Below are 26,072 nucleotides of genomic sequence, written 5' to 3' on the forward strand. Positions count from 1 at the left end.
GCAATCTGGCGTTCAGGGGCACTGGAGGCGGTGCCTCCAAAAGCGTCCCCCTTCACCCCAGAGGGAGAGGGGAGATAAAACATCGGAGTCCGCATATGAGTCGCACACCCGATACCTGGATTCTCACCGCCCAATGCCCGAGCGTGCTCGGTACCGTGGATGCGGTGACGCGCTTTCTCTTCGAGCAGCGTTGCTACGTCACCGAACACCATTCCTTCGATGACCGGCTGTCTTCGCGCTTCTTCATCCGCGTCGAATTCCGCCAGCCGGACGACTTCGATGAGCAAGCCTTCCGCGCTGGCCTCGCGGAGCGCTTGGCGCCGTTCGACATGCAGCTGGAACTGACGCCGCCGGGCTATCGCGCCAAGGTGGTGTTGATGGTCTCCAAGGCCGACCACTGCCTGAACGACCTGCTCTATCGCCAGCGTATCGGCCAACTGGCCATGGACGTGGTGGCGGTAGTGTCCAACCACCCGGACCTGGAGCCGCTCGCCCGCTGGCACGGGATTCCCTATCACCACTTCCCCCTCGACCCGAACGACAAGCCGTCGCAAGAGCGCAAGGTGCTGCAGGTGATCGAGCAATCCGGCGCCGAACTGGTGGTGCTCGCCCGCTACATGCAGGTGTTGTCGCCCGAACTGTGCAAGAAGCTCGATGGCTGGGCGATCAATATCCACCACTCGCTGCTGCCCGGCTTCAAGGGCGCCAAGCCTTATCACCAGGCCTACCAGAAGGGCGTGAAGCTGGTGGGCGCCACGGCGCATTACATCAATAACGACCTCGACGAAGGCCCGATCATCGCCCAGGGCGTCGAGGCGGTGGATCACGCGCACTACCCCGAGGACCTGATCGCCAAGGGCCGCGACATCGAGTGCCTGACCTTGGCCAAGGCCGTCGGCTACCACATCGACCGCCGCGTGTTCCTCAACGCCAACCGCACGGTGGTGCTCAACGCCTGAACCCGTAGGGTGCGCTGTGCGCACCTTCGGGACCCATTGGTGCGCACGGCGCACCCTACTTTCACGGAACCCGCCTCTGCCAGGCTCCACCGGCGGGTTCCGGCAACAGACGCAAGCTCCAGTGCAAGGCCGCGTGGCCGTCGGTCGCGCCTTTGTGTTCACAACAACAACGGAGAATTACGCATGTCTGGTAATCGTGGTGTCGTTTATCTCGGTTCGGGCAAAGTCGAAGTCCAGAAGATCGACTACCCCAAAATGCAGGACCCTCGCGGCAAGAAGATCGAACACGGGGTCATCCTCAAGGTGGTCTCCACCAACATCTGCGGCTCGGACCAGCACATGGTGCGCGGCCGTACCACCGCCCAGGTCGGCCTGGTGCTCGGCCACGAGATCACCGGTGAGGTGATCGAGAAGGGTAGCGATGTCGAGAACCTGAAGATCGGCGACCTGGTTTCCGTGCCCTTCAACGTGGCCTGCGGCCGCTGCCGCTCCTGCAAGGAAATGCACACCGGCGTGTGCCTGACCGTCAACCCGGCCCGTGCCGGCGGCGCTTACGGCTATGTCGACATGGGCGACTGGACCGGCGGCCAGGCCGAATACGTGCTGGTTCCCTACGCTGACTTCAACCTGCTGAAATTGCCGGATCGCGACAAGGCCATGGAGAAGATCCGTGACCTGACCTGCCTCTCCGACATCCTGCCCACCGGCTACCACGGTGCGGTCACCGCCGGCGTTGGTCCGGGCAGCACCGTGTATGTCGCTGGCGCCGGCCCCGTCGGTCTCGCCGCTGCCGCCTCCGCCCGTCTGTTGGGCGCTGCCGTGGTCATCGTGGGTGACGTGAACCCGGTGCGCCTGGCCCATGCCAAGGCCGTCGGCTTCGAGATCGCCGACCTGTCGCTGGATACCCCGCTGCACGAGCAGATTGCTGCGCTGCTGGGTGAACCGGAAGTGGATTGCGCGGTGGATGCCGTGGGCTTCGAAGCTCGCGGCCACGGCCATTCCGGCGCCCAGCACGAGGCTCCGGCCACCGTGCTCAACTCGCTGATGCAGGTCACCCGCGTGGCCGGCAAGATCGGTATCCCCGGCCTCTACGTCACCGAAGACCCGGGCGCGGTGGATGCTGCCGCCAAGATCGGCGCCCTGAGCATTCGCTTCGGCCTCGGCTGGGCGAAATCCCACAGCTTCCACACCGGCCAGACCCCGGTGATGAAGTACAACCGCGCGCTCATGCAAGCGATCATGTGGGACCGCATCAACATCGCCGAAGTGGTGGGCGTGCAGGTCATCAGCCTGGACGACGCACCGCGCGGCTACGGCGAGTTCGATGCTGGCGTACCGAAGAAATTCGTCATCGACCCGCACAAGACCTTCAGCGCGGCCTGATCGACTGCAATACCCCGACGCCGTGGGTGTGACAGCCGCGGCGTCTGTCCCTCAAGGGGCCCTTCGGGGCCCCTTTTTTTACTCCGGGGCAGGCTTCCTTGTAGGGGCGAATTCATTCGCCAAGGGCTGCGAAGCTGCCCCCTGAGGCCTGACGGGCAGACCTGCGGTCTGCTTGGCGAATGAATTCGCCCCTACAGATGTTTTCGCCCCCACACCTCATTCTTCTTCCAGCTCGACAAAGCGCTCGAGACTCACCACATCCAGCTTGATCCGCCCGACGAAGGCGGAGAAGGCCAGGGTGGCGGCCAGGCGGCGCAGGTCGGCGGCCCAGGGTGGAACGTAGCGCGGCTGCTCCAGCCAGCCGGACTCGAACAGTGGCGCCAGGCGCACCACGTCGCCTGCGCTCATGCGCCCAGCGAACAGCTGGCGCAGCAGCTCCGGGCGGTTGTCGCGCACCGCTACGCGCAACAGGGTGTGCACGCCGAGCATGCCGATCACGTAGCAGGCGTCCTTGGTGAAAGCACCGCCACCGCGCACATCGGCCCCCCGGAACACGCGCTGAGTGGAACGGAATGACTCTTCTTCTGACTGTCCTGCCTCCAGGAAGCCCTTGAACACCTCGATGAAGTCGGCACCATCGAGTGCCTGCTGCACCGCCACCACCCGCAGGGCGATGCGGCGCAGGCGCTGGATGTCGATGCTGCCGGTGAGCAACTCGGCGAGCATGGCGATGCCTTCCTGGGTCAGGGTGGTGCGCGGTGCGCCAAGGGCCAGGCTGGTCAGGCGTTTCTGCGCCCGGCCGTTCAGTGCGGTGCCGACATGGACGAACGCCTCGTGTTGCAGCAGCTGGGCCTTGTCCAGCTCGGAAAAGAGTGCCGAAGCCCGCAGGCGGATACGCGTGGCGCCGGCAATGGCTTTGGAGGCGAGGTCCGGGTCCACCACGACGCGAACCTGGTCGGGACCGAAGAAGGCGTCCACTTCGGTGCGCATCCAGGTGGCGAATTCCTCGGCGGGAATGCAGGCATCGGTGGCCGGAATACAGCGACTGTCCAGCAGCGCGTCGGTGGTATCGAGGAAGAAACGCGCCGCATCCAGGGGCGTCATTTTCTGCCGTTCGTAGTAGTGGTCGGGACGCTGGTAGAGACGCGCGGAGAAGTCGCTGAAGGCCGGTGTACCGATGGCGCCGAGCATCTGCCCGGCGCAGGCATAACTGCGTGCGGTGGCGGCGAGGAAGGCGCCGGCCGGGTGGCCCGCGTCGCATTGGCCTGCGAGGGTTTCCAGGGATTCGATTTCGGTGCGGTGATCCCGGGGTTTCAGCGCCACATCCGGGAGCCTGGGTCGCCCGGCGCGCCAGTCGTCGAGAAAGCGTTCCTCAATGCCATCGGGCCAGGCGATGGCTTCCAGTACACGGATCTTGCGGGCGAGGCCGGGGAGGGCGGCATCGAGTTCGGCGATGCGGGTTTCGCTCATGGAGGCTGACCGGGGAGGGTGGTCTTTGAAGGCTAGTTCACGGGCAGGCGTGTGTTGGTCCGGTAGGGTGCGCTGTGCGCACCGAGACCCACGCGCGAGATTGCCGGTGCGCACAGCGCACCCTACGGGGATATTCTGCAACCGACGGACTGCCGGGAACGCAGACCCCGGTGCCGCAGTCATAGCTTCGAGCTTCCGCTCACCGGCCGGTACGCAGTGTTCCGGCGTGGATCATCTTCGAGGTCGACCTATGCACATTTCCCGAAGCCTGACTCTGGCAACCCTGCTGAGCCTGGCGGCCAGCCCGGTATTCGCCGTCACCCTGGGCGATGTCATTTCCGCCGCTGCAACCAGTGGAACGGGCAGTCAGGAGGACAGCGCGCCGGGTATCGCACCGGCGGAGTCGGCGGCCTTGCTGGGGCAATTGGGTAACCAGTTGAACATCACCCCGGAGCAAGCCATTGGTGGCCTCACTGCGTTGTTCGGCGTGGCGCGCAACAACTTGCCGGCCGACCAGTTCGCCCAGCTGGACCAGGCGGTGCCGGGCGTGGGCATGCTCACCGATCCCAATACCCAGGGCCTGCTCAGCAGCATCGGCGGCCTGCTCGGCCAACAGTCGGGCAATGCGCTGGGCGGTCAGCCGGGCGTGCTCGCCGGACAGCAGATGAACAACATGACGGACGTGGGCCAGGCCTTCGGTTCGCTTGGGATGGATAGCGGCCTGATTGGCCAGTTCGCCCCGCTGATCCTGTCCTTCCTGGGTCAGCAGGGGCTGGCCAACAACCTGCTGGAAAGCCTGGGCAATCTGTGGAAGTGGACCATTCCGCCAGTAACGCCGGGATTGCAGCAGGCACCCATTCAACAGACTCCGGTACAGCAGATGCCGGTCAATCCGGCTCCGGCTCCGGTGAGCGGCCTGTCGACCTGAGCCCTCATTCGAGGCCCGCTCAGCGGGCCTCTGGCAGTTCTCCGCGCAATTGGTTGATGCGCGCATCCTTCTCCAGCCAGAGCTGGCTGACCCACGTCTGCACGTACTGGCGGAATTTCCCGTCGTTCTCGTAATCACCCTGCCACAGGACGGGGTCCAGCGGACGCGTCTGGATGTCGATGATCACTTTCGGCACCCGGCCGGATAGCAGCGCCCAGAAACCCGGCACGCCCTCGCCGGGGTAGACCAGGGTGACGTCGAGAATGGCATCCAGCTGCTCGCCCAGCGCCGCCAGGACGAAGGCGACGCCGCCGGCCTTTGGCTTGAGCAGGTGCTGGTAGGGGGAGCCCTGGTTGGCGTGCTTCACCGGAGTGAAACGGGTGCCTTCGAGGTAGTTCACCACTGTCACCGGCATGCGCTTGAACTTCTCGCAGGCGGCTTTGGTGATTTCCAGGTCCTTGCCCTTCATCTCCGGGTGCTTGTCCAGGAAGGCCTTGCTGTAGCGCTTCATGAAGGGGTAGTCCAAGGCCCAGAAGGCCAGCCCGAGAAAGGGCACCCAGATCAGCTCTTTCTTCAGGAAGAACTTGAAGTAGGGCGCCTTGCGATTGAAGGCCTGGACCAGCGCGGGGATATCCACCCAGGTCTGGTGGTTGCTGATGACCAGGTAGGACGTGTCGCTGCGCAGCCCCTCGCCGCCCCGGATGTCCCAGCGGGTCGGGGTGAACGCGGCGAACACACGTTTGCAGTTTTCCGCCCAGGCCTCGGCGATCCACATCACGCCCCGGGAGCAGGCGTCGCGCAGGGCCTGGCCGGGCAGGATGAGCTTGAGCAGGGCAACGGCCAGCATCGGGCCGATCAGGATCAGGGTGTTGAGCAACAGCAGCAGGGTGTTGGCGATTCCGGTCAGCAACGGCCGCATGGGTCCTCGGCTCCTCGTCCTCTGGTGTGCGGGCCATGATACCCAGTCGCTGCCGATGCGACGAGCGGTCGGCCCCGGGTACGGGTGCCGGTGTGCAGCTGGCGGCGCTGGATTATGCTGTCGCCCTGATATCGCCTGCCTTGCGAAACCGTCGTGCTCAAACGAATAGCCGTGGCCGATCTGCGAATCGGCATGTACATCCAGGAGTTGTGCGGCTCCTGGATGGACCATCCCTTCTGGAAAACCAGCTTCCTCCTGGCCAGCGCCAAGGACCTGCAGCGCATTGTCGACAGCACCGTGGGCGAAGTCTGGATCGATACCGCCAAGGGGCTGGATATCGACGCGGGGGAAAGCACCGAGGAAGTCGAAGCGCAGGCCGAAAGCCAGTTTCAATCGGCAGAGGCGCAGCCCCAGGTCGAGCGTGCCGAGCCGGTCAGCCTGGAAGAGGAAGTGGGCCGCGCCCTCCAGCTGTGCGCCCGCTCCAAGCAGGCAGTGGTGGCGATGTTCACCGACGCTCGCCTGGGCCACGCCGTGGAGGTGACCCAGGCCGCCGCCCTGGTGGAGCAGATCACCGAATCGGTGATCCGCCATCCCAACGCCCTGATCAGCCTCGCGCGGCTGAAGACCAGCGACGAATACACCTACATGCACTCGGTGGCCGTTTGCGCCCTGATGGTGGCCCTGGCGCGCCAGTTGGGGATGGCCGAAGACCAGGTGCGCGAGGCGGGCCTGGCCGGCCTGCTGCACGACATCGGCAAGATGGCGGTACCGCTGGAGCTGTTGAACAAGCCGGACAAACTCACGGACGGCGAATTCACCGAGGTGCGCAAGCATCCTACGGCGGGCGCACGCATCCTGCTGGACAGCCGCCAGGTCAGCGCCGCCGTGCTGGATGTCTGCCTGCACCATCACGAGAAGTTCGATGGGACCGGCTATCCGCATCGTCTTGCGGGCGAGCGGATCAGCCTGCTGGCCCGAATGGGGGCGATATGCGATGTGTATGACGCCGTCACCTCCGACCGCCCCTACAAGAAGGGCTGGAGTCCGGCCGAGGCACTGCGCAAGATGGCCGAGTGGACCAAGGGCCACTTCGATTCCCATGTGTTCCAGGCCTTCGTCAAATCCGTCGGTATTTACCCCACCGGCTCACTGGTGCGTCTGGAAAGCGGTCGCCTCGGCGTGGTGCTCGAGCAGCATCCGCAGTCGCTGCTGACGCCCCGAGTGAAGGTGTTCTTCTCGGCCCGGTCCAAGGTGCCCATCCCCCAGGAAGTGGTCGACCTGTCTCGCGGTGATCGCATCGAAAGCCGCGAGTCGCCGGAGGATTGGGGCTTCAAGAAACTCGATGAACTCTGGAGCGGCGTGACAACCGGACGCGGCTCCCTCTTCGATTGATTCCGAACCATTGGCGTCCCAGCCAGTCCCAGAACCGTACCCCTCAACCAGGAGAGACTGCGTTGAAATCCCTGATTGCCCTGCTTGCCCTAGTGGCGCTCCCCGCCGTCGCCGCCGAGGACCCGAACATCTACGGTCGTTACGAATACGTGCGCCTGCCGGAAATCGGCCAGACCATGAAGGCCAAGATGGACACCGGCGCCCTGACCGCTTCCCTCTCAGCCAAGGACATCGAACGCTTCAAGCGCGATGGTGAGGATTGGGTGCGTTTCCGCCTCGCCACCAAGGACGCCGATGACACGGTGTTCGAGCATCGCCTGTCGCGCATGAGCAAGATCAAGAACCGCGCCGACGAACTCGGCGAGGAAGACGAGGCGCCCTCGGCGGAGATTTCCAAACGCCCGGTGGTGGACATGGAAATGTGCCTGGGTGGCGTCAAGCGCACGGTAGAGGTCAACCTCACCGACCGTTCCAGCTTCAACTACCCGCTGCTGATCGGCGCCAAGGCCCTGCGCGAGTTCAAGGCTGCCGTCTACGCCGGACGCAAGTTCACCGCCGGCAAGCCGCAGTGCTGATTGACGGGGAGAGGGCCGTGCGGCACTTTCCCCTGTCACCTCCATGAGCCGGGACGCCCATGCCGCACATCCTGATCGTCGAAGATGAATCGTCCATCGCCGACACACTGGTCTATGCCCTCGAGGCGGACGGCAACGCCACCACCTGGCTGAGCCTCGGCGGTCCGGCGCTGGAGCTGCTGCGCCAGCATCCGGTAGACCTGGTTATCCTCGACGTGGGCCTGCCTGACACCAGTGGCTTCGAACTGTGCAAGGCATTGCGGCGTTTCTCCGAGGTACCGGTGCTGTTCCTCACCGCGCGCAACGCCGAGATCGACCGCGTGGTCGGCCTGGAGATCGGCGCTGACGACTACGTGGTGAAACCCTTCAGCCCCCGCGAAGTGGCGGCGCGCGTGCGCGCCATCCTCAAGCGCACGGTCCCCCGTGAAGCGACCCCGGCGCCCACTGCCGGCGGGCCATTCCAGGTGGACGGCGAGCGTGTGCGCATTCATTACCACGGCCAGCTGCTCGGGCTGACCCGCCATGAATTCCGCCTGCTCCAGGCCCTGCTGGCGCAGCCCGAGCGCGTGTTCAGCCGCGAGCAGTTGCTGGATGCCCTGGGCGTCGCCGCCGACGCCGGCTACGAGCGCAACATCGACAGCCATATCAAGAGCCTGCGCGCCAAGCTGCGCCAGGTGGCGCCCAGTGCGGAACCCATCCAGACCCATCGCGGCCTGGGCTACAGCTATTCGCCGGATCACGCCTGATGCCGCTGGGCATTCGTATTTTCCTGGCCTATTTCCTCTTCGTCGGGTTGGCCGGCTGGTTCGTGCTCAGCACGGTGATGGATGAAATCCGCCCCGGCGTGCGCCAGACCACCGAAGAAACCCTGGTGGACACCGCCAACCTGCTGGCGGAAATACTTCGCGACGAAGTGCGCGCCGGCACCCTCGACCAGGGCCGCTTGCCCGAGCTGCTGCGCGCTTACGGCCAGCGTCAGCCAGGGGCGGATATCTGGGGTGTACGCAAGACGCAGGTGAACCACCGCATCTATGTCACCGACGCGCGTGGCGTGGTGCTGCTGGATTCCAGCGGCGCAGCGGTGGGGCAGGATTATTCGCGCTGGAACGACGTCTACCTGACCCTGCGAGGCCAGTACGGCGCCCGCTCCAGCCGGGAAGACCCGAACGATCCGGACTCCTCGGTGATGTACGTTGCCGCACCGATACGCGATGGCGAGCGCATCATCGGCGTCGTATCGGTCTCCAAGCCCAACGCTTCGCTGCAGCCTTATATCGAGCGTTCGCAGACTCGCCTGACCTGGTTGGGCGTCGGACTGATCGGCCTCGGCCTGCTGGTGGGCGGACTGCTTTCCTGGTGGCTGAGCCGCTCGCTCCGTCGCCTGCGCAACTATGCCCAGGCGGTGAGCGAGGGAGCGCGCGCGGAGCTGCCGGCCATGAGCGGCGGCGAGCTGCGCCAACTGGCGACTGCTGTGGAGCGCATGCGTACCCAGCTGGAAGGCAAGGCCTACGTCGAGCGCTACGTGCACACCCTGACCCACGAGCTGAAAAGCCCGTTGGCGGCCATTCGTGGCGCCGCCGAACTGCTGGAGGGCGAGATGCCGGCCGAGCAGCGGCAGCGCTTCGTGGCCAACATCGGCAATGAGGGCGCGCGCCTGCAGCAGCTGGTCGAGCGGCTGCTCAACCTGGCCCAGGTGGAGCAGCGCCAGGGGCTGGAGGAGCGGGTGCCGGTGCCGCTTCGCGAACTGGCCGAAGAGCTGTTGCACGCCCAGGCGGCGCGAATCGAAACGGCGGGCCTGAAGGTGGAGAACCGAATCGCACCAGGACTGTGCGCGACCGGCGAGCGCTTCCTGCTCAGTCAGGCACTCGCGAACCTCTTGGACAACGCCCTGGATTTCACCTCGCCCGGCGGCCTACTCCGGCTTGAAGCGGCGCAACAGGGCGACTGGCTCGAACTGCGCGTGTTCAACCAGGGCGAACCCATCCCCGAGTTCGCACTCTCGCGCCTCACCGAGCGCTTCTATTCCCTGCCGCGCCCTGCAACGGGGCGCAAGAGTACCGGCCTCGGCCTCAATTTCGTGCAGGAAGTGGCGGGGCTCCATGGCGGCGACCTTTGCGTGGCGAATGTCGAAGGCGGCGTGGAAGCCTGCTTGCGACTACCTGCCGTCGCGGATTGATATGCGGCTGCCGCCCGGCGACTTCGGTCGCATCGTGCATCGACTATAAATTGACCAGGACAACGCCCTGACTTTCGGCGGGTGTCGCCACCCTGTAACCAGGTTTTGGCTTGATTCTTGATTCGGTCGATTTGCAGAGCACCGAGCTTCGACTACAAGAACCACAGGCCCTTCAGGAGCTGCCGGATGAAAACCGTCGCCGAGATTCTCAGAGCCAAATCCCATACCCAACTGTTCAGCGTCGATCCCACCACCACCGTGTTGGAAGCTGCCCTGCTGATGGCCGAAAAGGACATCGGCGCGCTGGTGGTGATCCAGGGGGGCGAACTGGTGGGCATCGTCACCGAGCGCGACTTCGTGCGCCGCGTGGCTGCACTGGAGCGTTCGGCTTACGCCACCACCATCGAAGAAGTAATGACCTCCAACCTCTTCGTGGTGACCCCGCGCGACAGCAATCAGTACTGCATGCAGCTGATGACCGAAAAGAACCTGCGCCACCTGCCGGTACTGCAGGACGGCAAGCTGGTGGGCCTGCTCTCCATCCGCGACCTGGTACGCGACATCACCGCCGAACAGGAAAGCCTGATCCATCATCTGGAGCAGTACATTCGCGGGGCGTGATCATTTCATGAACACTTTGTAGGAGCGAATTCATTCGCGAAAGGGACGCACAGTGTCCCCAGGGAAAGAAGGGCAAGCTTCGCCTGCCATCGCGAATGAATTCGCTCCCACAAACAAGCCAATGGTTTGAATCCGTCGCCACGCTTTCCCCACACAGTCTCCACACATCCCCCATAAGCCCACCTCGTGCGCTCCCCAGACTCTCCTCATCCCGACACAAGGAGAGTCGCCATGACCCGAACCCTCGGATTCAAGCTGGGCACCATCGCCCTGTTGATGCTGTTGTTGATGATCCCGCTGATGCTGATCGATGGCCTGATCGGCGAGCGCCAGACCGCGCGTGATGGCGTGCTGGCGAACATTGCCCAGAGTTCCAGCTACAGCCAGCGGATCACCGGGCCGATCCTGGTGGTGCCTTACAAACGCACGGTGCGCGAGTGGAAGACCTACGAGCAGACCGGCCAGCGCCATCTGGAAGAACGCGAGGTGAGCAGCCGGCTGTACTTCCTCCCGGAGCGCTTCAACCTGACCGGCAGCGTCGACACCGAGCTGCGTGCGCGGGGCATCTACAAGGCGCGGCTGTACAAGAGCGACAGCCAGATCAGCGGGCAGATCCTCGTTCCGGCCAACTACGGCATCGGCGAAAACCTCGCGGACTACCGCTTCGAACAGCCTTTCCTCGCGGTCGGGATCAGCGATATCCGCGGCATCGGCAATGCGCTGAAGCTGCGCTTGAACGGCCAGACCCTGGACTTCCAGCCCGGCAGCGGCGACCGCCTGCTGAATGGGGGCGTGCATGTGCCGCTGGCGTCGCTGCAGGCGGGAGTCGTGCAGAGCCTCGACTTCGCCTTCGACCTCAAGCTGCAGGGCACCTCCAGCCTGAGCGTGACCCCGGTGGGCCGCGATTCGCGGGTGGAATTGAGTTCGACCTGGCCGCATCCGAGCTTCATCGGCGAGTTCCTGCCCAGCGAGCGCAGCATCGATGCCAAGGGCTTCAGCGCGACCTGGCAAACCAGCTTCTTCGCCACGAACCTGCAGGAAGCGCTGGCCCAGTGCACCGGTGGCGAGCAGTGCGACGCGTTCTACTCGCGGGACTTCGGCGTGAGTTTCGTCGACCCGGTGGACCAGTACCTGAAGACCGACCGCGCCATCAAATACGCCTTGTTGTTCGTCGCCCTGACATTCGCCGGTTTCTTCCTGGTGGAAGTGCTCAAGCGTCTGGCGGTGCACCCGGTGCAGTACGGGCTGGTGGGGATGGCCCTGGCGTTCTTCTACCTGTTGCTGCTGTCGCTGTCCGAGCACCTGGAGTTCGCCGTCGCCTATGTCATTTCCGCGTCCGCCTGTGTGGCGTTGGTGGGGTTTTACGTCAGCCATGTGTTGCACAGCTGGTTGCGCGGCGGCGGTTTCACCCTGGGACTGGCGGCACTCTACGGGATGCTCTACGGCCTGCTGAGCGCCGAGGACTACGCCCTGCTGATGGGCTCGCTGCTGGTGTTCGGCCTGCTCGCCTGTGTAATGGTGCTGACCCGCAAACTCGACTGGTACGGCGTCGGCCGTGCCCAGCCGGCCAGCGGCAATTGAGGAGGAACGGCCATGCGTGCACTGGTGCAATTCGGCGGCTGTTTCCTGCTTGGCCTGGTGATTTCGATCCTGCTCCTCGGCGGCCTGATGTTCGTCGGCGCCTTCGGTTTCATCGATCTCTGGCTGTTCACGGGGAAACCCCTGGCGGGGCTGGCCCTGTGGTTGTTCCCCGGTGGTTTCTGGCAAGGGCTGACCGGCGTGGTGGATGCCGCCCGCAATCCCGCGCTGCGGTCCTTTCTCGAACTCTGTGCGGCCCTGGGCCAGGGCGCGCTATTGCTGGCGGTGGGTTTCTTCCGCCTCTGGTACTGGCGCGCCGGAGGTGAGCAATGAGCTGGTTGGGGTTGCGTGAGGACCAGGCGAAGGGAGCCGAACTGGCCGCAAGGATCGCGAGGTTGTTTCCTCGGCCGTGGTTGCGACGCCAGCAACGACGTCTAACTGATTGGCATCCGCGACGACCGCCGTAGTTCGGCCTGGCATACGCCAACTACTGATGGACCGAGCTCGCGTAGTGGTGGATGGAAAAGCGCCATCCACCCTACATGGGAGATCCGGAAGTGGGAGGTGAGCCTTTGTAGGGTGGAAGTCGCTCTTCACTTCCACCAGCGGAGCCGTGATTGCGCTCGTGGTGGTGGATGGAAAAAGCGCCATCCACCCTACGGAACGCAGGGCGTCAGGGCGCCGGGGCGGTGGCTTTGAGAGAGGGGCGCTGGCTGGCCGTGGCGTACCAGGCGGCCAGTTTCGGGCAGTCGCGGCGCCAGTTGAGGTCGGGCATGCGGAAGTCCAGGTAGCCCAGGGCGCAGGCGGCGCTGATGGCGGCGACGTCGAAGCGCTCGTCCAGTTCGCCAGCGGATTTCTCGAAGCTTTCCAGGGCTCGGTCGATCTTGCCGCACTGGCCCAGCACCCAGTCGTCCCAGCGCTTGTCCTCGGGACGCAGGAAGGTTTCGTAGCGCACCAGGATGGCCGCATCCGTTACCGCGTCAGCCAGGGAGGCCAGGGTCATGCGCCGCCAGCGTTCCGCTCCCTCACGGGGAATCAGCGGCTGGCCAGCATGCTGGTGATCGAAATAATCGAGGATCACGCGGCTGTCGTGCAGCACGCTGCCGTCGGCCAATTGCAAGGCGGGGATCTTGCCGGCCGGGTTGTGCTCGTTCACATCGGCGCTGGGGTTGATCGGGGTGAGGGTCACGCCATGCAGCGTCACCGTATCCAGCTGACCGGTTTCGTGGAGCAGCACCATGACCTTGCGGACGTAGGGGGACGTGGGGGAGAAGAACAGGATCTGGCTGGCGCTCATGCGGATTCCTCGGCGTCTGCAGCGGTCAATGGCGCAGTTATACCGCATTGGAATGCCGCCGGGCATGTGGGGTCTGCTGTCGCACGGTGTCCGCTGATCAGTACCGGATCATCACCAGACGATCCTGGGCCGACTCGGCACCCCAGACTTCGCCGGTGCGCCCGGAGAGGTGGGTCACGCGGGCGGCGGGGCGGTCGTTGGGGAAGCTGGCGAAGATACGGCTGAACGGATTGAAGCGCAGGATCGCATTGGCGCGATAGTCGCTCAGCCATACCCGTTCCTGCTCATCGACGTACAGCGCATGGGCGTCGGCGTTGCTGCCCGGAATCTCCCAGCTGCTCCAGGTCTCTCCCAGTGGATCGAAACGACTCAGTCGCCCGCTGCCGGCTTCGCCGACCCAGAGGGTGCCGCGCGAGTCACTCCATATCAGGCGTGGGCCGGCACTTTCTTCCGGTACATCCACCAGGGTCGGGCTCCCGGATTCGGGGTCGATCCGGCCGATGTGCCGGGCTGTCTCATTGGCGTACCAGACTTCGCCATTGGGCGTCACGGTGATGCCTTTGGGACCGGGGCCACCCGGCGCTGGCCAGATTTGCAGGCTGTCGCTGGCCGGTCTGAAGGGCCCGAAGAAACCTCGCTGGCCGGTGAACCAGAGGTCGCCGTTGCGATCCATCGCCAGCCCTTCGAGGCCGATGCCGGTGGTGCTGCCCTTGAGGGGAAACGTGCGCACGGAGCGGTCTAGCGGGTCGACCCGTACCAGCGCATCCAGGCCGACGTCGGTGATCCAGGCAGCACCGTCCTGGTCCACCACCAGGGCGCGGGGCGAGGAACCCACGCCCAGGGTGATCAACTGGGTTTCGCCAGTCAGTGGATCGAGGAGGCCGACCGAGCCCAGGTGCTGGGCGGTGAACCACACGCGTCCGTCGGTGGCGGGGGCGACATCGCGCGGGCCGGTTCCCGTCGGAACCGGATAGTAGGTGACCTCCGCCGCCGTGGTTGTTGCGCAAAACAGCGAGGCGCACAGGGCGAGCACGTATGGTCGGATCATTGGGAAGACCTCCGCTTCCGGGAGTGGTCTTCAGTCGACGTTGGATCAGCGGAGAGGGTTCGAAGAAATCGACCGGGCGGTGCGTCTAGAGGGCGGGAGCGTGCTGCCGACGCTGCCAGCGCGCGAGGGCGGAGGCCAATGCTGCCGGGGTTTCCAGACCCTGGCGACGGGCTCGGCTGAAGAGGATCAGGGCGATCTCGGCGGTCACCAGGGCATCGGCGCTGGCGTTGTGGCGTTGCTGCACCTGCAGTCCGAAATACTCCACCCACTGGTCCAGGCCGCCATTGCGGATGCCGGATTCCGGGCAGAGCATGGGCGCCAGTTCGGCGATGTCGAGGAAGCAGTGGCGCAGTCTATGGTCGAGGTCCTGCTTGAGGGCGCGGCTCAGCATGCGCTGGTCGAAGGTGGCGTGGAAGGCCAGCAGTGGGCTGTCGCCGACGAACTCCATGAAGCCCAGCAGTGCCTCGGCGGGTTCCACGCCGGCTGCCAGTTCGCTCGGCGCGATGCCATGGATCAGCACGCTGGCGCTGAGCTTGCCGGTCTCGCGTTGAAGGGTGCATTCGAACTGGTTGCCAAGGTCGATGGCGCCGTCGTCGATGCTCACCGCGCCGATGGACAGTACGAGGTCCCGGCTCATGTTCAGGCCGCTGGTTTCCAGGTCCAGCACCACGAAGCGCTGTTGGCGCAGGGGGCGTTCGTCGAGCGTCTGCGGGTCGGGCAGGGCGTCGCGACGGGATGCGATATCCGGGGCCAGCGGCGTGCGACGGGAGAACCAGGGGAAACCATTCATAGCTGATAGCGTAGCGCCAGGCTGGATTGCAGGCGCTGGGCCTGTCGGAAGGACTCGCGCAGGATGCGCCGGTCCAGGTGGTTGAGGGTATCCGGGTCGAGCCGGTTGGAGTAGGGCAGGCCCTGCCGCGCTTGATGCTGGTGCTGCTGCATGCGGGTGAGCTGGATGAAGTGGTAGGCCTCTTCGTAAGCCGCGCCGTCGAGTGCATCCACCACCTCACGGGCCACCAGCTGACGCAGGCGCTCCAGGGTGCCGCTGGCGCTGATGCCGTTGGCCAGTGCCAGCAGCCGGGCACCGTCGACGAAGGGGGTGAGACCCTGGACCTTGAGGTCGAGGGTGTCTTTTTCAGCCCCCTTGCGCGCAACCACGAAATCACGGAACCGCCCCACTGGCGGTCGCTGGCGCAGGGCGTTGTCGGCCAGCATGCGCTGGAACAGGCTGTTGTCGGCCACCAGCACCAGCAGTTCCCGTTGCAGCGCGGCGCACCCTTCGCTGGGGCCCCAGACCGCGCGCAGGTCGAAGTAGATGGAGGAACCCAGCAGGTTCTCCGGCGTCGCTTCGCGGACGAAGCTGGCGAAGCGACGACTCCACTCGCTGCGGGACAGGCAGAGCTCAGGGTTGCCGGCCATGATCCCGCCCTTGCACAGCTCGAAGCCGCATTGTGCGAGGGACTGGTTGATGCGCTCGGCAAGCGGCAGCAGCCGGCCGCGAATGGCGGCGGCCTCCACCGCATCGGCCGCTTCGAAAAGGATGCCGTTGTCCTGGTCGGTATGCAGGGTCTGTTCGCAGCGGCCTTCGCTACCGAAGCAGAGCCAAGTGAAAGGAATGCCCGGGTCGCCCATCTCTTCGAGAGTCAGCTCAATGACCCGGCACACGGTGTGGTCGTTGAGCAGGGTAATGATGCGGGTGATCTGGGTGGAACTGGCGCCGTGGGCGAGCATGTTGTCCACCAGGCGCTGGATTTCTCCACGCAGGGCGGCAAGGGTTTCGACCCGTCCGGCGTGGCGGATGGTCCGCGCCAGGTGCACCAGGTCGACCCGTTGCAGGGAGAACAGGTCACGCTCGGATACCACCCCCAGCAGGCGGTTGTCGCTGACTACGCAAACGTGGGCGATGTGCCGCTCGGTCATGGCCAGGGCGGCGTCGAAAGCGCTGGCCTCCGGCGGCAGGTGGAACGGCGCCTGGGTCATGACTTCGGCGATGGGCTGGGCCAGGTCGGCGCTGGCATCGGCGATCACTCGTCGCAGGTCGCGCAGGGTGAAGATGCCCAGCGGCCGCTGCCTGGCGTCGACGATCACGATGCTGCCCACCTGTTGTTCGTGCATCAGCCGCACGGCGTCGCGCAAGGGCAGTTCCGGCAGGCAGGCGATGGGATGACGCACCGCCAGTTCACCCAGGCGGGTGTCCAGGGAGTACTGGGCGCCAAGGGTTTCCGTGGCGCGCAGCTGGACCTGCTGGTTGACCTGGTCGAGCAGGCTGCTGACGCCGCGCAGGGCGAAGTCGCGGAACGGGTTGGACAGGGCGAACAGTTTGATGAAGGCGGCCTTGCCCAGCAGCAGGCAGAAGGTGTCTTCGCCGGCCAGGTGTTCCGTGCGCGTCGCGCGCTCGCCGAGCAGGGCGGCCAGCGGGAAGCATTCGCCGCTGGCGATCTCGAACGTGGTTTCGGTGCCGCGCCGGGCCGAGTGCGGGCGTTCGCCCACCACGCGCCCCTGCTTGACGATGTAGAAATGCTCCACCGGCCCGTCCTGGGGCTTGATGATGGATTCGCCGGCGGCATAGAAGCGCAGCAGGCAATGCTCGACGAGGAAGGCGAGGTGGGCGCTTTCCATCTGATTGAAGGGCGGGTACTTCTGCAGGAACTCCATGGTGCCATGGACGTTCTGCATCACCGCTTGTTTGCCGGCCTGGGCGAAGGCATCTGCCTTGGTCATCTTGCTGCCCGTCGTTCTTGTTAGGAGAGCCATGCTGCGCGTGGCGGCAGGGGACACAAATTGGACGTAAGTCTAAGGGATGGGATGCAGATCGTCGGAAATCCCGATAGGCCACTACCGTTCGGCGGATGCTGCAATCTGCATGGGAACTTGCTTGCATTTTGCCTATCCGACCTGCGTACCCCGTGCTACAGCTAGTAGTGAGGGGAGTTGGGCCTGCTAGGGAAGGCCCCTTTGAGGACGACCCCATGAGTTACGGTGACCTGCTGAGCGACGCTGAGCTGCAAGCGCTTGATGAAATCATGCGCGTACCCAGCGCGCCGCCCAGTGTTCTGCTGGTGGATGACGACGAGTCCGGGCGCGATGCCCTGGCCGACGCCCTGGTTGCCCAGGGGATTCCGTGCATCACTGCTGACAGTGGCGAACAGGCGCTGGCTCTGCTGGTCACCCGTCCCTCCATCGGCCTGATGATCACCGAGTTGCACATGCAATGCGGCAGTGGCCTCGAAGTGGTACGTCAGGTTCGCCAGTCGGCACGGGCGACCCTCCCGGTCATCATCATTTCCGGCGACGCCGACGTGCAGGACGCCATTGAGGCAATGCACATGAAAGTGGTCGACTTCATGCTCAAGCCGGTGGACATGAGCCGCCTCACCAATTTGGTAAGCAACGAGATTGGCACCCCGCCAGAACCCAAGGCTCCGCCACCCGAGGTGCGGCCCAGGCCGGCGAAAGCGAAAGCCAAAGCGAAGGTCATCGCGCTGAAAAGCGCCTGAAAAAACCGCCACGGAAAGGCGGTTTTTTTATGTCTGCGCGGCGATCGGGGTGCTGACTACCCGTCCATTCACAATCTCTATTCAGCCTCGAAGCGCATTGCGTTTGGTTGGTTTCTGATCGAATTATTTAGACCGGTCTATATAAATAGCCCGGAAAGATCACTCTCCGCCAACAGAAGGATTCCAGCAATGGCACACGATCAAGGCATGCAGGAACGGCTTGAGGCCGTGATAAACGTCACCCCGTTCGCGCGAGTGATGGGCGCACGGGTCACTTCGATCGGGGGCGGCGCCGTCGAGTTCGAGATCGACGTGAAGCCCGAGTTGATGCACCAGCACCACGGCTTCGTGCATGGCGCCGTAGTTGGCTTCATGGCCGACAGCGCCTGTGCCTGGGCGGCGGCCTCGGTGGCGGGGGATGTGGTGACCTCCGAGTACAAGCTGAATCTGCTGGCGCCGGCGGTGGGCGAGCAATTGCTGGCGAAAGGACGAGTGGTGAAGTCCTCGGGGCGGGTACTGGTCGCTCTGGCGGAGGTCTTTGCGCTGCGAGGCGGGGAGCAGACTCTGGTCGCCATGGCGCTGGCGAGTGTGACCAAAGTTGGCGGCGAGGGTGGCCGCTGATGGAAAGCACGCTTCCTGCGGGTTATGCACCGCTGTTCCGCAGCAGCCCCTTTCTGGACCTGCTCGGATCGCTGTATTACCGCCGCGATGAAGAGGAGGGGATGGTCATTGCCCTGCGGGTTGAGCAGAAACACTGCAACCAGCGTGGCACCGCCCATGGCGGACTGCTCTGCAGCCTGGCGGATGTTGCTCTCGGCTATTCCACGGCCTTTTCCGGGGAGCCTCCGCTGCACATGGCAACGGTCAATCTCCGCGTGGATTTCTGCGGTGCGGCCCGCCTGGGGGATCTGCTTGAGGTGCGAACGCGCATCGAAAAGATCGGCCAACGCCTGGCCTTCGCCAGCGCGGCGATCGACGCGGGAGAACAGCCGGTAGCCCGCGCCAGCGCCGTGTTTCATATTCCCTGACGCTGGGGCATCCTTGGCGCGCGCCGGCCAGGCGGCGCGCCGTTCCCGGATGGAGAGATGTCTTGCCGAAAAAATCCAACGCCGCCGACCGCGTAGTTCGAGCCACCGCCTCGTTGTTGGCCAGCCGCGGCTATTTCGGTACAGGCCTGGGCGACATCATCGCCCGCTCGGAGACGCCCAAGGGCTCGCTCTACCATTACTTTCCCGACGGCAAGCCGGCGATCGTCAGTGCCGCCGTCGATTTCGTCGCCGACGAGGTGCTGCAGCACCTCGACCATGCCGGCGAGAGGGCTCCGCACGCCCGCAATGCCCTACGTCGTTTTACTGCGACCTTGCGAGGCTGGTTGGAGGCTTCGGCGTTCGCCGAGTCCTGCCCGATTTTCGCCACGACCCTGAGCATTGACGACGAGTTGCAACAGGTCCACCTGCGCTGTCGCAGGGCCTTGCAGGCCTGGCAGGGGAGTTTCGAGCGGTCATTGTGTGCCGATGGTCTGGACAGCGTTTCGGCCCACAGTCGGGCCTGGCTGATCATCGCGGCTCTGGAAGGGGCACTGGGGATCGCCAAGGCGCAGCAATCTCTGGTCGCGCTGAATCTGGTGGAAGAAGAGCTGCTGGGCTTGCTGCCAGGGTAGTCAGGCGGGGTTGTCAGGAACTGCTGGGGGCCGGCGACCTTGCGCCTGCCCCCCATGCCTCAGTGGTGCGCGCTGTCCACTGCGATCTCTTCACCGGAGACATCCAGGTGCTCGGTGCGGCGGTCGGCGATGGCGTAGTGGATCAGTGCACCAAGGCCGGCGCCGAAGAACCAGGAGAACTGCGACAGCGACTCGAAGGCCGGTACCAGTGCCAGCACGATGGCGATCAGCGCCGAGGGAACGAACGCCGCTACTGCGCGCAGGTTGATGCCACGGCGATAGTGGTAGGCGGCGTCGCTGCTTTCGCTGTAGAGCTCCGGCAGGTTCACCCGGCCACGGCGCACCAGGTAGTAATCGGTGACGATGATGCCGTACAGCGGGCCGAGCAGGGCGCCGAGGCCGCCGAGGAAGTACAGGATCACCGCCGGGCTGTTGTACAGGTGCCAGGGCAGGATGAGCACGGCGATGGTGGCGCTGAGCAGGCCGGCGCGCCGGAAGTTCAGCAGCTTCGGCGCCAGGTTGGTGAGCACATAGGCCGGGGCGACGAAATTGGCCATGATGTTCACCGCCACGGTGACGATCAGGAAGGCCAGGCAGGCCAGCACCAGGCCTGCGGTGTTGGGGATGCTGGCGACAATCTCGGTCGGGCTCTGCACCAGCTTGCCGTCGATGCTGAATTGCGCGCCGGCGAGTACCACCGCGATCACCGCGAAGCCCAGCATGTTTACCGGCAACCCCCAGAAGTTGCCCACGCTGATGGTGCGGCGGTCCGGGCAGTTACGGGTGAAATCGCAGAAATTGAGAATCATGGTGCCGTACAGCGACACCCAGAGTGCGGCCGCGCCCAGCACCTTCAACCACATCGTCGAGCCCGTGAAGCCTTCACCGGTGGACCAGGTGATGGAGAAGCCGCTGCGCTGGTACATCCAGAAGGCCAGGGCGGCGAAGGTCACGAGAATCACCGGACCGGCGAAGGATTCGTAGCGGCGCACCATTTCCATGCCATAAGCGAAGATCGCCAACTGCACCAACCAGATGCCGAGGAAGGTGATCCAGCCGAGTGTCGACAGTCCGAGAATCGAATCCTGGTCGAGTGCGCTCAGCCCCGGCGCCACGGCCGCCAGCAGCACGCGCAGGACGACCGAGGCCAAATAGGTCTGGATGCCGAACCAGGCGATGGCGATGACCGCGCGGATCAGTGCCGGAATCTGTGCGCCGTGGATGCCGAAGCTGATCCGGCACATCACGGGGTAGGGCAGGCCGGTCTTCTGGCCCATGTAACCGGACAGGTTCATAAGGCCGTAAATCACCAGCGCGCCGAGGGCGAATGCCGCGAGGATCTGTGCGCCACTCATGCCCAGGGCGAACAGGCCGATGGCGAAGGAGTAGTTGGCGATGTTGTGCACATCGTTGGTCCACAGCGCGAACAAGCTGTAGCGCCCCCAGCTGCGGTTGGCCGCGCGGGTCGGCGCCAGATCGGCGCTGTACAGGCGCGGACTCAGGTCCACCGCACCGGGAGCGGCCGAATCGACCTTGGGGGGATCGAGCTGGGTAACAGCGGAAACGGGAGTGGGCGCCATGGGGCCTCCGTGAATTTGTGTGCACTGTTTTTGTGTTTTTTGTATGCAAGCCAGTTTCGTGCCACCCGGAGCCGGCGCTTATCCCTACACAGAGATTGGCCCTTTCGTGCACCACTAGAGGTCATCGCCAGCCCAGTTCTGGCGCCCCTTACGTCCATCTATCGGATAATTGTCTTTATATTTCATTGACTTGAAAGTCAGCTTTGCATGGGTAAGTGGAGCTTCGGGAATGGGGATTTTGTACACAAAGTTTGTATGCAAGCGTTACGTCGACGCCCGCCCGACTTTTCTGCAGGCAATAAAAAACCGCCCCGAAGGGCGGTTTTTCATGGGCAGGTCTTAGAGACCGTTCTTCGCCTTGAACTCGCGGCGACGACGGTGCAGGACCGGCTCGGTGTAGCCGTTGGGCTGCTTGGTGCCTTCCACTACCAGTTCCAGCGCGGCCTGGAAGGCCACGTTGTCGGCGAAGTTCGGCTCCATCGGACGATACAGCGGGTCATTGGCGTTCTGGCGATCCACCACGGCGGCCATGCGCTCCAGGCTCTCGACGATCTGCGCCTGGCTGACGATGCCATGGCGCAGCCAGTTGGCCAGCAGCTGGCTGGAAATACGCAGGGTGGCGCGGTCTTCCATCAGGCCGACATCGTTGATGTCCGGCACCTTGGAGCAACCGACGCCCTGGTCGATCCAGCGCACTACATAACCGAGGATGCCCTGGGCGTTGTTATCCAGTTCGTTCTGGATCTCTTCGCGGGTCCAGTCGGTGTTCGGCGCCAGCGGGATGGTCAGGATGTCATCCACGGAGGCCGCGGAACGCTTGGCCAGTTCGGCCTGACGGGCGAACACGTCGACCTTGTGGTAGTGCAGCGCGTGCAGGGTAGCGGCGGTCGGCGACGGTACCCAGGCGGTGTTGGCGCCAGCCAGCGGGTGGCCGATCTTCTGTTCCAGCATGGCGGCCATCAGGTCCGGCATGGCCCACATGCCTTTGCCGATCTGCGCTTTGCCCTGCAGGCCGGTCGCCAGGCCGACGTCGACGTTGTTGTTCTCGTAGGAACCGATCCACTTCTCAGCTTTCATGGCGCCCTTGCGCACCATGGCGCCGGCTTCCATGGAGGTGTGGATTTCGTCACCGGTGCGGTCGAGGAAGCCGGTGTTGATGAACACCACGCGCTCGGCAGCGGCCTTAATGCAGGCCTTGAGGTTGACGGTGGTGCGGCGCTCTTCGTCCATGATGCCGACCTTCAGGGTGTTGCGCGGCAGGCCCAGGACGTCTTCCACGCGGCCGAAGATTTCGGTGGCGAAGGCCACTTCTTCAGGGCCGTGCATTTTCGGCTTCACGATGTACATCGAGCCGGTGCGGGTGTTCTTGCGGCTGGTGTTGCCCTTCAGGTTGTGCAGGGCGATCAGGCCGGTGAACAGGCCGTCTTGGATACCTTCCGGTACTTCGTTGCCAGCGGCGTCGAGGATGGCCGGGTTGGTCATCAGGTGACCGACGTTACGCACGAACAGCAGGGAGCGGCCGTGCAGGGTCAGCTCGGAGCCGTCAGCCTTGGTGTAGGCGCGGTCCGGGTTCATGGTGCGGGTGAAGGTCTGGCCGCCCTTGCTGACGGATTCAGCCAGGTCGCCCTTCATCAGGCCGAGCCAGTTGCGATAGACCACGACCTTGTCGTCGGCATCGACGGCGGCGACGGAGTCTTCGCAGTCCATGATGGTGGTCAGCGCGGATTCCATCAGCACGTCTTTCACGCCGGCGGCGTCGGTCTGGCCGATGGGGCTGGTCGGGTCGATCTGGATCTCGAAATGCAGGCCGTTGTTCTTCAGCAGCACGGCGGCCGGCTTGGCGGCGTCGCCCTGCAGGGCGATGAACTGGGCGGCGTTCTTCAGGCCGACTTCGCTGCCATTCTTCAGGGTCACGGCCAGGCGACCGTTCTTCACGGTGTAGGCGGTGGCGTCGACGTGGGAAGCACCTTCCAGCGGCGCGGCTTCGTCGAGGAAGGCGCGGGCGAAGGCGATCACCTTGTCACCACGGACCTTGTTGTAGCCCTTGCCCTTCTCGGCGCCGCCTTCTTCGCTGATGGCGTCGGTGCCGTAGAGGGCATCGTAGAGCGAACCCCAACGGGCGTTGGCGGCGTTCAGGGCGAAGCGCGCATTCATCACCGGCACAACCAGCTGCGGGCCGGCCATGGTGGCGATTTCTTCGTCGACATTCTGGGTAGCGGCCTGGAAGTCTGCCGGTTCCGGCAGCAGGTAGCCGATCTCCTGGAGGAACGCTTTGTAGCTCACAGCGTCGTGGGCCTGGCCGGCACGTGCCTGGTGCCAGGCATCGATCTTGGCCTGCAGTTCATCGCGTTTGGCGAGGAGGGCTTTGTTCTTCGGAGCCAGGTCGTTGATGACGGCTTCCACACCGGCCCAGAACTTTTCGGCCGCAATGCCGGTTCCGGGGATGGCTTCGTTATTCACGAAGTCGAACAGGACTCTGGCGACCTGAAGGCCACCGACTTGAACGCGCTCAGTCATTGCTTGCCTCACTCTGCTCAATATCCGCTCGGACCGGGGGTTTCCCTTCTTGTAGTCCGAAGCGCGGCATACTACATGAAGCCGTTGTGAAAATCAGTGGGGTCGCGTCGCTATGCGACTAAAAGCTGGTTTACGGTCACAACGGCGGGCAGAATGTTCGCAAAAAAATGACGCTTTGTTCCAGTTAAATCTGAAAAATGTACACGATTTATTTTTCATTAGAACTGCGACAGGCCGTCGCACGGGATTCCGCGCGGGCTTTCCGGCGCTTTCCTATACTCCAGCGCATTCTTCCCGGAGTTCTTCCATGTCTGTAAATGCCGCCACGTTCAGCGATCTTGACGATCTCTCCCTGCTTTTCGCCGGCTACCTCGATTTCTATCAGGTGCCGAGGCCCCAGCCGGACATCCGTGCGTTCCTCGAACAGCGGCTGGATCGCGGTGACTCCACGTTGTTCATCGCCCGTGGTGACGGTGGCGCCCCTCTCGGGTTCACACAGCTCTATCCCTTTCTCTCGTCGCTGGCGCTGGCACCGGCCTGGTTGTTGAGCGATCTTTATGTAGTGCCCGCCGCCCGGCGCCAGGGCGTGGGCGAAGACCTGATGAACGCTGCCCGCGCCCATGCCGAACGCACCGGCGCTTGCGGCATCCAGTTGGAAACCGCGAAGACCAATCTTGCCGGCCAGGCGCTTTATGAACGACTCGGCTATGTGCGGGACGAGATTTACTTCACCTACTGGCTGAGCCTGGCCTGAGGCCGGGCGCCGGTTCCCCTACCGATAAGGAGTCGAGCGTGGATCATCTGGTACTTACCGTCATCGCGGCGGACCAGCCCGGGCTGGTGGAACGCGTCGCGCAGTGCATCGCCGCCCACGGCGGCAACTGGCTGGAAAGCCGCATGTCGCGCATGGCCGGGCAATTCGCCGGGATATTGCGCGTAGCGGTCCCGGCCGAAGGCTACGACGAGCTGGTGGAGGGATTGCAGGGCCTCAGCGCCCACGGCATCCGCGTGATGCTGGCACAAAGCGGTATCGAGCCGGCCTGCACCTGGAAGCCGATCCTGCTGGACCTGGTGGGCAACGACCGGCCGGGCATCGTCCGAGACATAACCCGCCTGCTGACGGAACTGGGCGTGAACCTGGAAAGCCTCATCACTGAAGTGATGCCCGCCCCCATGAGCAGCGAACCGCTGTTCCACGCCGAAGCGGTGCTGGCAGTGCCGTTGACGCTGTCGCTGGAAGTTCTGCAGGCCAAGCTGGAAACCCTGGCCGATGACCTGATGGTGGAGCTGAACCTGCATCAGGAGAAGTGAGCGCTTTGGCGCATGCCGCGCTTGTCTGAACTCGCGAAGCCCAACGTGCCCCTTCAAGGGCGTTCGTTGGGCTTCGCTTCGCTCTGACGGAACGCCGCCCGCACCAACCTACGGTAGCGCCTCAGGAGTTACGGCGGAGGGTGAGCCAGGCGTCGACGCTGTAGATCGCCAGACCCGCCCAGATGAAGCAGAAGGCGAGCAGCTTGCTCGGGTCGAAGTGCTCGTCGAACAGGAAGATCGCCTGCAGCATCACCAGGGTCGGTGCCAGGTACTGGAGGAAGCCCAGGGTCGTGTAGGGCAGGTGACGGGCAGCGGCGTTGAAGCACACCAGCGGCACCAGCGTGATGGGGCCGGCGGCGAGCAGCCAGAGCGCCTCGGAACTGGTCCAGAAGCTTGCCTGCGTGGACGCTGCCTCCGGGCTCAGCAGCAGCCAGCCCACTGCCAGCGGCAACAGCAGCCAGGTTTCCACGACGAGGCCGGGCAGGGCGGCCACCGGTGCCTGCTTGCGAATCAACCCATAGAAACCGAAGGTCAGTGCCAGGGTCAGGGAGACCCAAGGCAGTGCGCCGACCTGCCAGATCTGCTGGGCCACACCGACGGCGGCAAGCAGCACGGCGACCCATTGCAGGCGACGCAGGCGCTCGCCGAGGATCAGCATCCCCAGCAGCACATTCACCAGCGGGTTGATGTAGTAGCCAAGACTCGCTTCCAGCATGCGCCCGTTGTTCACCGCCCAGACGTATACCAGCCAGTTGCCGGCGATCAGCATGCCGCTGGCGGCCAGCACACCGAAGCGCTTGGGATTTTCCCGCAACTCGCGGAACCAACCGGGATGCTTCCACACCAGCAGCAGTGCCGCGCCGAACAGGGCTGACCACAGCGCGCGATGAACGATGATCTCCAGCGCCGGAACGTTCTGGATGACTTTGAAATAGAGCGGAAAGAGTCCCCAGATGATGTAGGCGGAGAGCCCCAGAATGTACCCGCGGCGCGGGTCGGCGGTGGCCATGGAATGTCCTTGCTTAGGCAGCTATCGAGTGGTGCGACATTCTAGTTGGCGCCGTCACGAGTTGTCTGTGCGCTCAGGTTTTTTCAGCGGGGCCGTGCAAGCGAAACACGTAAGGGGTTCTTTACGGTCGGGAGCAGGTGGCGCCTGTTGTA

General features: G+C 64.4%; 24 protein-coding genes and 1 pseudogene. 16 read left to right on the forward strand and 9 right to left on the reverse strand.

All coding sequences use genetic code 11. The features are described from left to right. The first annotated feature begins 95 nt into the window (after positions 1-95). Both purU and fdhA read left to right on the forward strand, forming a co-directional pair. Positions 96-959 (forward strand): formyltetrahydrofolate deformylase, encoded by an 864-nt coding sequence (purU, locus tag MnOB_RS00260; protein ID WP_077520531.1) that lies wholly within the window; start codon positions 96-98, stop codon positions 957-959. Between the two features lie 183 nt (positions 960-1,142). After that, on the forward strand, positions 1,143-2,342 hold the full coding sequence (gene fdhA / locus MnOB_RS00265; protein WP_077520534.1) for a formaldehyde dehydrogenase, glutathione-independent: 1,200 nt from the start codon (positions 1,143-1,145) through the stop codon (positions 2,340-2,342). Between the two features lie 216 nt (positions 2,343-2,558). Here fdhA and MnOB_RS00270 read toward each other — a convergent pair whose 3' ends face one another. Then, positions 2,559-3,812 (reverse strand): peptidase MATCAP family protein, encoded by a 1,254-nt coding sequence (locus MnOB_RS00270; RefSeq protein WP_077520536.1) that lies wholly within the window; start codon positions 3,810-3,812, stop codon positions 2,559-2,561. A gap of 250 nt (positions 3,813-4,062) precedes the next feature. Between MnOB_RS00270 and MnOB_RS00275 the strand changes: the two genes are divergently transcribed. After that, positions 4,063-4,740 (forward strand): DUF2780 domain-containing protein, encoded by a 678-nt coding sequence (locus MnOB_RS00275; protein WP_077520539.1) that lies wholly within the window; start codon positions 4,063-4,065, stop codon positions 4,738-4,740. Positions 4,741-4,759: 19 nt separating this feature from the next. Here MnOB_RS00275 and MnOB_RS00280 read toward each other — a convergent pair whose 3' ends face one another. Continuing rightward, positions 4,760-5,659 carry an acyltransferase gene (locus MnOB_RS00280; protein WP_077520541.1) on the reverse strand — a complete coding sequence of 300 codons (900 nt, stop codon included), beginning with the start codon at positions 5,657-5,659 and terminating at the stop codon, positions 4,760-4,762. Positions 5,660-5,812: 153 nt separating this feature from the next. Between MnOB_RS00280 and MnOB_RS00285 the strand changes: the two genes are divergently transcribed. The 7 genes from MnOB_RS00285 to MnOB_RS00315 all read left to right on the forward strand — a co-directional run bounded on the left by MnOB_RS00285 (position 5,813) and on the right by MnOB_RS00315 (position 12,334). Further along, positions 5,813-7,051: an HD-GYP domain-containing protein gene (locus MnOB_RS00285; RefSeq protein WP_077520544.1), complete on the forward strand. Its 1,239-nt coding sequence runs from the start codon at positions 5,813-5,815 to the stop codon at positions 7,049-7,051. Between the two features lie 62 nt (positions 7,052-7,113). Next, on the forward strand, positions 7,114-7,626 hold the full coding sequence (gene rloA2 / locus MnOB_RS00290) for a retropepsin-like aspartic peptidase RloA2 (protein ID WP_077520547.1): 513 nt from the start codon (positions 7,114-7,116) through the stop codon (positions 7,624-7,626). 59 nt (positions 7,627-7,685) lie between these two features. Then, positions 7,686-8,372 carry a two-component system response regulator CreB gene (creB, locus tag MnOB_RS00295; RefSeq protein ID WP_077520550.1) on the forward strand — a complete coding sequence of 229 codons (687 nt, stop codon included), beginning with the start codon at positions 7,686-7,688 and terminating at the stop codon, positions 8,370-8,372. Next, a complete protein-coding gene (gene creC, locus MnOB_RS00300) occupies positions 8,372-9,802 on the forward strand; it encodes a two-component system sensor histidine kinase CreC (protein WP_077520553.1) in 1,431 nt (476 codons plus the stop codon). The genes creB and creC overlap by 1 nt, the downstream gene beginning before the upstream one ends. Positions 9,803-9,988: 186 nt before the next feature. After that, entirely contained in the window at positions 9,989-10,423 is a 435-nt protein-coding gene (locus tag MnOB_RS00305) for a CBS domain-containing protein (RefSeq protein ID WP_077520556.1), read from the forward strand. A gap of 231 nt (positions 10,424-10,654) precedes the next feature. Continuing rightward, positions 10,655-12,004 (forward strand): cell envelope integrity protein CreD, encoded by a 1,350-nt coding sequence (gene creD / locus MnOB_RS00310; RefSeq protein ID WP_077520559.1) that lies wholly within the window; start codon positions 10,655-10,657, stop codon positions 12,002-12,004. A 12-nt stretch (positions 12,005-12,016) separates the two neighbouring features. Further along, a complete protein-coding gene (locus MnOB_RS00315; RefSeq protein ID WP_077520561.1) occupies positions 12,017-12,334 on the forward strand; it encodes a hypothetical protein in 318 nt (105 codons plus the stop codon). A 340-nt stretch (positions 12,335-12,674) separates the two neighbouring features. On the opposite strand, the gene MnOB_RS00320 is transcribed toward MnOB_RS00315, so the two are convergent. The 4 genes from MnOB_RS00320 to MnOB_RS00335 all read right to left on the reverse strand — a co-directional run bounded on the left by MnOB_RS00320 (position 12,675) and on the right by MnOB_RS00335 (position 17,067). Then, a complete protein-coding gene (locus MnOB_RS00320) occupies positions 12,675-13,298 on the reverse strand; it encodes a glutathione S-transferase family protein (protein WP_077520564.1) in 624 nt (207 codons plus the stop codon). Between the two features lie 97 nt (positions 13,299-13,395). Continuing rightward, complete coding sequence (locus MnOB_RS00325) at positions 13,396-14,346, reverse strand: Vgb family protein (RefSeq protein ID WP_077520567.1); 951 nt, start codon at positions 14,344-14,346, stop codon at positions 13,396-13,398. 85 nt (positions 14,347-14,431) lie between these two features. Beyond that, positions 14,432-15,136 carry a 3'-5' exonuclease gene (locus MnOB_RS00330; RefSeq protein WP_077520571.1) on the reverse strand — a complete coding sequence of 235 codons (705 nt, stop codon included), beginning with the start codon at positions 15,134-15,136 and terminating at the stop codon, positions 14,432-14,434. After that, the gene (locus MnOB_RS00335; RefSeq protein WP_077520574.1) at positions 15,133-17,067 is read right to left on the reverse strand and encodes a DUF294 nucleotidyltransferase-like domain-containing protein; all 1,935 of its coding nucleotides are present in this window, start codon (positions 17,065-17,067) and stop codon (positions 15,133-15,135) included. Before MnOB_RS00335 ends, MnOB_RS00330 begins: the two co-directional genes overlap by 4 nt. A 248-nt stretch (positions 17,068-17,315) precedes the next feature. Between MnOB_RS00335 and MnOB_RS00340 the strand changes: the two are divergent. From MnOB_RS00340 to MnOB_RS00355, 4 genes and pseudogenes are all read left to right on the forward strand, one after another. Continuing rightward, positions 17,316-17,747 (forward strand): annotated as a pseudogene (locus MnOB_RS00340) (response regulator); the annotation flags it as partial. A gap of 285 nt (positions 17,748-18,032) precedes the next feature. After that, positions 18,033-18,464: a PaaI family thioesterase gene (locus tag MnOB_RS00345; protein ID WP_077520580.1), complete on the forward strand. Its 432-nt coding sequence runs from the start codon at positions 18,033-18,035 to the stop codon at positions 18,462-18,464. Further along, positions 18,464-18,871, forward strand: coding sequence for a PaaI family thioesterase (locus MnOB_RS00350; RefSeq protein ID WP_077520583.1), 408 nt, complete (start codon positions 18,464-18,466; stop codon positions 18,869-18,871). Before MnOB_RS00345 ends, MnOB_RS00350 begins: the two co-directional genes overlap by 1 nt. A gap of 62 nt (positions 18,872-18,933) precedes the next feature. After that, complete coding sequence (locus MnOB_RS00355) at positions 18,934-19,503, forward strand: TetR/AcrR family transcriptional regulator (protein WP_077520586.1); 570 nt, start codon at positions 18,934-18,936, stop codon at positions 19,501-19,503. Positions 19,504-19,562: 59 nt separating this feature from the next. Here MnOB_RS00355 and MnOB_RS00360 read toward each other — a convergent pair whose 3' ends face one another. Further along, positions 19,563-21,083 (reverse strand): NCS1 family nucleobase:cation symporter-1, encoded by a 1,521-nt coding sequence (locus tag MnOB_RS00360; RefSeq protein ID WP_077520589.1) that lies wholly within the window; start codon positions 21,081-21,083, stop codon positions 19,563-19,565. A 339-nt stretch (positions 21,084-21,422) separates the two neighbouring features. Then, the gene (locus tag MnOB_RS00365; RefSeq protein ID WP_077520591.1) at positions 21,423-23,600 is read right to left on the reverse strand and encodes a malate synthase G; all 2,178 of its coding nucleotides are present in this window, start codon (positions 23,598-23,600) and stop codon (positions 21,423-21,425) included. Positions 23,601-23,907: 307 nt separating this feature from the next. On the opposite strand from MnOB_RS00365, the gene MnOB_RS00370 reads away from it, so the two are divergent. Next, complete coding sequence (locus tag MnOB_RS00370) at positions 23,908-24,354, forward strand: GNAT family N-acetyltransferase (protein ID WP_077520594.1); 447 nt, start codon at positions 23,908-23,910, stop codon at positions 24,352-24,354. A gap of 38 nt (positions 24,355-24,392) precedes the next feature. Next, a complete protein-coding gene (locus MnOB_RS00375; RefSeq protein WP_077520597.1) occupies positions 24,393-24,911 on the forward strand; it encodes a glycine cleavage system transcriptional repressor in 519 nt (172 codons plus the stop codon). Between the two features lie 121 nt (positions 24,912-25,032). On the opposite strand, the gene rarD is transcribed toward MnOB_RS00375, so the two are convergent. Continuing rightward, complete coding sequence (gene rarD / locus MnOB_RS00380) at positions 25,033-25,920, reverse strand: EamA family transporter RarD (protein WP_077520600.1); 888 nt, start codon at positions 25,918-25,920, stop codon at positions 25,033-25,035. Between the last annotated feature and the right edge of the window lie 152 nt (positions 25,921-26,072).

Source organism: Metapseudomonas resinovorans, from assembly GCF_002003485.1.
Lineage (GTDB): Bacteria > Pseudomonadota > Gammaproteobacteria > Pseudomonadales > Pseudomonadaceae > Metapseudomonas > Metapseudomonas resinovorans_D.

Excerpts from the sequence above, each read along its gene's own strand:
- purU (WP_077520531.1), top strand. The coding sequence starts at position 96 with ATGAGTCGCACACCCGATACCTGGATTCTCACCGCCCAATGCCCGAGC.
- fdhA (WP_077520534.1), top strand. The coding sequence starts at position 1,143 with ATGTCTGGTAATCGTGGTGTCGTTTATCTCGGTTCGGGCAAAGTCGAA.
- MnOB_RS00270 (WP_077520536.1), bottom strand. The coding sequence starts at position 3,812 with ATGAGCGAAACCCGCATCGCCGAACTCGATGCCGCCCTCCCCGGCCTC.
- MnOB_RS00275 (WP_077520539.1), top strand. The coding sequence starts at position 4,063 with ATGCACATTTCCCGAAGCCTGACTCTGGCAACCCTGCTGAGCCTGGCG.
- MnOB_RS00280 (WP_077520541.1), bottom strand. The coding sequence starts at position 5,659 with ATGCGGCCGTTGCTGACCGGAATCGCCAACACCCTGCTGCTGTTGCTC.
- creB (WP_077520550.1), top strand. The coding sequence starts at position 7,686 with ATGCCGCACATCCTGATCGTCGAAGATGAATCGTCCATCGCCGACACA.
- creC (WP_077520553.1), top strand. The coding sequence starts at position 8,372 with ATGCCGCTGGGCATTCGTATTTTCCTGGCCTATTTCCTCTTCGTCGGG.
- MnOB_RS00305 (WP_077520556.1), top strand. The coding sequence starts at position 9,989 with ATGAAAACCGTCGCCGAGATTCTCAGAGCCAAATCCCATACCCAACTG.
- creD (WP_077520559.1), top strand. The coding sequence starts at position 10,655 with ATGACCCGAACCCTCGGATTCAAGCTGGGCACCATCGCCCTGTTGATG.
- MnOB_RS00315 (WP_077520561.1), top strand. The coding sequence starts at position 12,017 with ATGCGTGCACTGGTGCAATTCGGCGGCTGTTTCCTGCTTGGCCTGGTG.
- MnOB_RS00320 (WP_077520564.1), bottom strand. The coding sequence starts at position 13,298 with ATGAGCGCCAGCCAGATCCTGTTCTTCTCCCCCACGTCCCCCTACGTC.
- MnOB_RS00325 (WP_077520567.1), bottom strand. The coding sequence starts at position 14,346 with ATGATCCGACCATACGTGCTCGCCCTGTGCGCCTCGCTGTTTTGCGCA.
- MnOB_RS00330 (WP_077520571.1), bottom strand. The coding sequence starts at position 15,136 with ATGAATGGTTTCCCCTGGTTCTCCCGTCGCACGCCGCTGGCCCCGGAT.
- MnOB_RS00335 (WP_077520574.1), bottom strand. The coding sequence starts at position 17,067 with ATGACCAAGGCAGATGCCTTCGCCCAGGCCGGCAAACAAGCGGTGATG.
- MnOB_RS00345 (WP_077520580.1), top strand. The coding sequence starts at position 18,033 with ATGGCACACGATCAAGGCATGCAGGAACGGCTTGAGGCCGTGATAAAC.
- MnOB_RS00350 (WP_077520583.1), top strand. The coding sequence starts at position 18,464 with ATGGAAAGCACGCTTCCTGCGGGTTATGCACCGCTGTTCCGCAGCAGC.
- MnOB_RS00360 (WP_077520589.1), bottom strand. The coding sequence starts at position 21,083 with ATGGCGCCCACTCCCGTTTCCGCTGTTACCCAGCTCGATCCCCCCAAG.
- MnOB_RS00365 (WP_077520591.1), bottom strand. The coding sequence starts at position 23,600 with ATGACTGAGCGCGTTCAAGTCGGTGGCCTTCAGGTCGCCAGAGTCCTG.
- MnOB_RS00370 (WP_077520594.1), top strand. The coding sequence starts at position 23,908 with ATGTCTGTAAATGCCGCCACGTTCAGCGATCTTGACGATCTCTCCCTG.
- rarD (WP_077520600.1), bottom strand. The coding sequence starts at position 25,920 with ATGGCCACCGCCGACCCGCGCCGCGGGTACATTCTGGGGCTCTCCGCC.